2 protein-coding genes are annotated in these 5589 nt (G+C 72.5%); both read right to left on the reverse strand.

Annotated features, from left to right (window positions below):
• Positions 1-4877 (reverse strand): type I polyketide synthase (locus ABZ490_RS51890; protein WP_359008000.1); only part of this gene is annotated, 4877 nt, incomplete at its 3' end.
• Positions 4878-4937: 60 nt separating this feature from the next.
• On the reverse strand, positions 4938-5589 hold a 652-nt coding region (locus ABZ490_RS51895), incomplete at its 5' end, for a phosphopantetheine-binding protein (RefSeq protein WP_359008003.1).

Here is a 5589-nt window from a genome sequence, read left to right on the forward strand (position 1 = left end):
GCCGGGAACGGGCCCACCGCGTCAGCGCCCTCGGACAGCAGCCGCCACAGACCCTCCGGATCCCGCACCCCACCCGGGAACCGGCACGCCATCCCCACGATCACCACCGGATCGTCGCCCGCCGCCAGACCCACAGAAGCAGACGCAACGGCCTCCGCCTCCGCCGCATCGCCCAGCAACCGCTCCCGCAGGTGCCGCGCGAGCGCCGCCGGTGTCGGATAGTCGAACACCACCGTGGCGGCCAGGCCGGTGACACCCGTGACGGCGGTGAGCCCGTTGCGGAGTTCGACCGCGATCAGGGAGTCGACGCCCAGGTCACGGAAGGCACGCTCGGCCGGCACGGCGGCCGCGCCCGCATAGCCGAGCACTCCGGCCGCACAGAACTGGACGGTCTCCAGCAGGACACGGTCCTGTTCGGCGGAGGTGAGCCCGGTCAGGCGGCCGAGCAGGCCGGCGCTGTCGTCGATCTCGGTGTGGCCGGCCCCCTTCGTGACGGGCTCCAGGGTCGCGCGGGCCTCGGGCAGCGAGGCGATCAGCGGGTTCGGGCGCGTCACGGTGAGGGCGGGTGCGAAGTCCGCCCACTCGAGATCGGCGACGACGACGGCGGGCGTGTCGGATGCCACCGCGCGAGCGAGGACCTTCACGGCGGCCTCGGCGTTCAGGGGGAGGACGCCGCCTCGGCGCATCCGCGAGGCGGAACGGGTTTCGTCGGCCATGCCGCCGTCGGCCCACGGACCCCATGCGATCGAGGTGGCGGGCAGCCCGGCCGCCCGGCGCCGCTCGGCGAGCGTGTCGAGGAAGGCGTTGGCCGCCGCGTAGTTGCCCTGCCCCGCCGCTCCGATACTGCCCGCGAAGGAGGAGAAGAGGACGAAGGCGTCCAGGTCGCGGTCACGGGTGAGCTCGTCCAGATGCAACGCACCCAGCGCCTTCGCCCGCAACACCGTCGCGAACCGCTCCGGCGTCAACGCATCGATCACACCGTCGTCCAGCACACCCGCCGTATGCACCACCGCATCGACCGGATACTCCGCCAACACCCCTGCCAACGCTGCACGATCAGCCGCATCACACTCCACGACCGACACCCGCACCCCCAACCCCACCAACTCATCCCGCAACTCCACCGCACCCGGAGCCCCCAACCCCCGACGACTCGTCAACACCACATGCCCCGCACCCTCCACCGCCACCCACCGCGCCACCCGCGCACCCAACACACCCGTACCACCCGTGATCAACACCGTCCCCCGCGGAGACCAACCCCCGTCCCCACCACCGGCACGCACCCGCTCCAACCGACGACCGAACGCACCCGACCCACGCACCGCGATCTGGTCCTCATCGGCGAGTCCACCGGCGAGGACGGCGGCGAACCGGTGCGCGGCGCGGCGGTCGAGGACCTCCGGCAGGTCGATCAGACCACCCCAGCGATCCGGGTACTCCAGAGCCGCCACCCGGCCCACACCCCACACCGCACCCTGCACCGGATCCACCGGACCGTCCGAACGACCCACCGACACACCACCACACGTCACCACCCACACCCGACCACCCACACCCACATCACCCAACGCCTGAAGCAGGCCGGCGACCGCGGCGCACGCCTGTACGGCATCCGTGCAGGCACGGGTGTCGAGGACGATCCCCGAGACCTCGTCGCCGGAGGCGGCGGCAGCCATCCGCGCGGCGAGAGAGGCCCGTTCGGGGGTGGCGGGGAGTTCGACCGCCACGGGGGCGGCACCGCGTGCGGCGAGTTCCGCCGTGAGGGTGTCGATGCCGACGTCCTGTGCGGTGCCTTCGGGCCGGAGCACGAGCCAGCGGCCGGAGAGCGCGGTGACGGTCGACGGTTCGAGCGGCGTCCAGTGGGTCCGGTAGAGCCACTGGTCGGCCCGGGAGCGTTCCAGACTGCGGTGGCGCCAGGACGACAGGGCCGGGACCAGGGCGTTCAGGGACTCCTCGGCGAGCCCCAGCGACTGGGCGAGGGAACCGAGGTCGCCGCGCTCGACGGCGTTCCAGAACTCCGCCTCGACGGCGCCGGCGGCCGACCGCTCGCCGTCCGCGCCGCGGCCCTGGGCCGGGCGGCCGTGGTCCGCCAGCCAGTAGCGCTGGTGCTGGAAGGCGTACGTGGGCAGCTCCACCCGGTGTCCGCCGGGGAGGACCGCCTCCCAGGCGATCGTGGCGCCGTGGGCGTGGAGCCGGGAGAGCGCCGTGACGAGGTCGGTGGCACCGTCCCGGTCCTTGCGCAGGGCGGGTGTGAACAGCACGCCGTCGCTGCCGCCGGAGTCCGCGACGGCGACCGCCTCCGGGCAGCCCTGTGCCAGCGCGGTGAGCGTGCCGTCGGGCCCCAGTTCGAGGTAGCGCGTGGTGCCCCGCGCGGCGAGGGTGCGCACGGCGTCGGCGAAGCGGACCGCCTGGCGCACATGGCGCACCCAGTGCTCCGGGGAGCGCAGTTCCTCCGCGGTGGCGGCCGTGCCCGTGAGGGTGGAGACGATCGGGAGGCTCGGTTCCGCGTAGGTGAGGCTCTCGGCCACGGCCCGGAAGTCGTCGAGCATCGGCTCCATCAGCGGCGAGTGGAAGGCATGGCTCACCCGCAGAGCCGTGACCTTCCGCCCCTCACCACGGAAATGTTCCGCGATCCCACCGACGGCCCCGACGGCACCCGAAACCACCACCGCACGCGGCCCGTTGACCGCAGCGACACCCACTTCACCGCTCAGCAGCGGCAGCACCTCGTCCTCGGACGCCTGCACCGCCACCATCGCACCACCAGCCGGCAACGCCTGCATCAGCCGACCCCGCGCCACCACCAGACGACACGCGTCCGCCAGCGACCACACCCCCGCCACATGAGCCGCCGCTATCTCACCGATCGAATGCCCGGCGAGCACGTCCGGACGCACACCCCACGACTCCAGCAGCCGGAACAGCGCCACTTCGAGGGCGAACAGGGCGGGCTGGGCGAACTCCGTGCGATTCAGACGCTCGGCGTCCTCCCCGAACACCACCTCCCGCAGGTCGAACGGCAGTTCCGCGTCCACGGCGTCGAAGGCGTCGGCGAAGACCGGGTACTCGTCGTGGAGTTCACGGCCCATGCCCAGCCGCTGGGCGCCCTGGCCGGCGAAGAGGAAGGCGGTGCGGCCGTCGGGCTGGGCGGTGCCGGTGACGATGCCCTCGGCGCGGTCGCCGTGGGCGAACGCGGTCAGCGCTTCGACGAGTCCGGCCTGGTCGGCGCCGATGACGGCGGCCCGGTACGGCAGTGCCGACCGGTGTGTGGCGAGGGACCGGGCGAGGTCGAGGGGTGTCGTGCCGGGGTGTTCCGTCAGATGCGCGAGGAGACGGGTGGCCTGGGCGGGCAGGGCTTCGGGGGTACGGGCGGACAGGACCCAGGGCAGCACCCGGGGGGCGCGCTGCGGCAACGCGCGGGCGGCGGCGGGCGCGTCGGGATGCGCCGGGGCTTCGTCGCCGGGGCCGTCCGCGTTCTCGGGGGCCTCGTCTTCGGGTGCCTCTTCGAGAATGGCGTGGGCGTTGGTGCCGCTCACGCCGAAGGCGGACACTGCGGCGCGCCGCGGCCGGCCCTCCTCGCCGATCCACTCCCGCTCCTGCGTCAACAGCTCGACCGCACCCGCCGACCAGTCCACATGCGACGACGGCGCATCCACATGCAGCGTCCGCGGCAGCACACCGTGCCGCATCGCCAGCACCATCTTGATCACACCGGCGACACCGGCGGCGGCCTGCGTGTGCCCGATGTTCGACTTCACCGACCCCAGCCACAACGGCCGCTCACGATGCTGGCCGTACGTCGCGATCAGCGCCTGCGCCTCGATCGGATCACCCAGCGCCGTACCCGTCCCATGCGCCTCAACAGCGTCCACGTCCGCGGCAGACAGCCCGGCACCCGCCAACGCGGCCCGGATCACCCGCTGCTGCGACGGACCGTTCGGCGCCGTCAGACCATTGCTGGCACCGTCCTGGTTGACCGCGCTGCCCCGCACCACCGCCAGCACCCGATGCCCGTTGCGCCGCGCATCAGACAACCGCTCCACCAGCAGCATGCCCACACCCTCGGACCAGCCGGTGCCGTCGGCCGCCTCCGCGAACGCCTTGCACCGCCCGTCCTCGGCAAGCCCCCGCTGCCGCGAGAACTCCACGAACACACCCGGCGTGGACATCACCGTCACACCACCGGCCAGCGCCAGATCGCACTCGCCGCCCCGCAGCGCCTGCACCGCCAGATGCAGGGCCACCAGCGACGACGAACAAGCCGTGTCCACGGTCACCGCGGGACCTTCCAGGCCTAGCGCGTACGAGACGCGCCCGGAGACCACGGAGGTGGAGTTACCGGTGAGCAGGTGGCCGCGTACGTCGTCGGGGATGTCACCGAGGCCGGCGCCGTACTCCTGGTTGCTGCACCCCACGAAGACGCCCGCGCGGCCGCCCCGCGCCGACTCGGGGTCGACGCCGGCGTGTTCGAACGCCTCCCAGGACGCCTCCAGGAGCAGCCGCTGCTGGGGGTCCATCGCGACGGCCTCGCGGGGCGAGATCCCGAAGAACGCGGGGTCGAAGTCCCCGGCGTCGTGGACGAAGCCGCCTTCACGGGCGTAGCTGCCGTCCGCGCGCCGGGCTTCCGGGTCGTAGAGCGCCTCGGCGTCCCAACCGCGGTCCGTGGGCCATGCGGAGATGGCGTCGGTGCCGTCGGCCAGCAGCTGCCAGTAGTCCTCGGGGGACCGCACCCCGCCGGGGAACCGGCAGCTCATACCGACGATCGCGATGGGCTCGTCCTCGCGGGCCTCCAGCTCCTGGAGCCGCCGACGCGTCTCGGACAGGTCGGCGGTGACCCACTTGAGGTAGTCCCGGAGCTTGTCTTCATTCGCCATTGGAACTTGCCCCATACGTCGTAGCGGTAGGAACGGATCGGCCTGCTGTGACGCGGGCGCTCAGGACCGGCCGAGTTCCCGGTTGATGAAGTCGAAGATCTCGTCGTCCGAGGCCGCCTCGAGGTGCTGGGTGACGGAGGCTTTGGGATCACCCTCGCTCTGATCACCCAGCTCGGTCAGCATGCTGCGCAGGCGCGCCTTCGCGAGAGTCCTGGCGCTGTTATCTGGGGAAAGCCTTGAAATCGTGGCGGCCAGCCGGTCCAGCTCGGCCGCGAGGGCGGTCTCCGGTTCCGCTTCCTCGGCGCCGAACAGTTCGGCTTCGAGGAAGGCCGCCAGGTGGCGGGGGGTCGGGTAGTCGAAGACGAGGGTGCTGGGCAGCTTGAGGCCGGTGTCGGTGGCGAGCCGGTTGCGCAGCTCGACGGCGGTGAGTGAGTCGACGCCGAGTTCCCGGAAGGCCTGGCCCGATCCGACACCGCCGGTGTCCCCGTGGCCCAGTACCTCGGCCGCCCGCCTGCGCACAGCGTCGAGCAGTGCCTGCCCTCGCTCGTCCGCGGACAGCCCCCCGAGCTTCTCCCTCAGCCCGGCGTTGCCTGTGCCGTCCTGCTGCCCGGAGGCCGCGCTGGTGGTGGGGGTGGTGCGGGCTTCGGGAAGACTCGCAAGCAACGCGCTGGGACGCACACTCGTGTACGCGGGAGCGAACCGCTCCCACTCC

Origin of the sequence: Streptomyces sp. NPDC005811 (assembly GCF_040630405.1) — a bacterium.
In the GTDB taxonomy this organism is placed as follows: Bacteria; Actinomycetota; Actinomycetes; order Streptomycetales; family Streptomycetaceae; genus Streptomyces.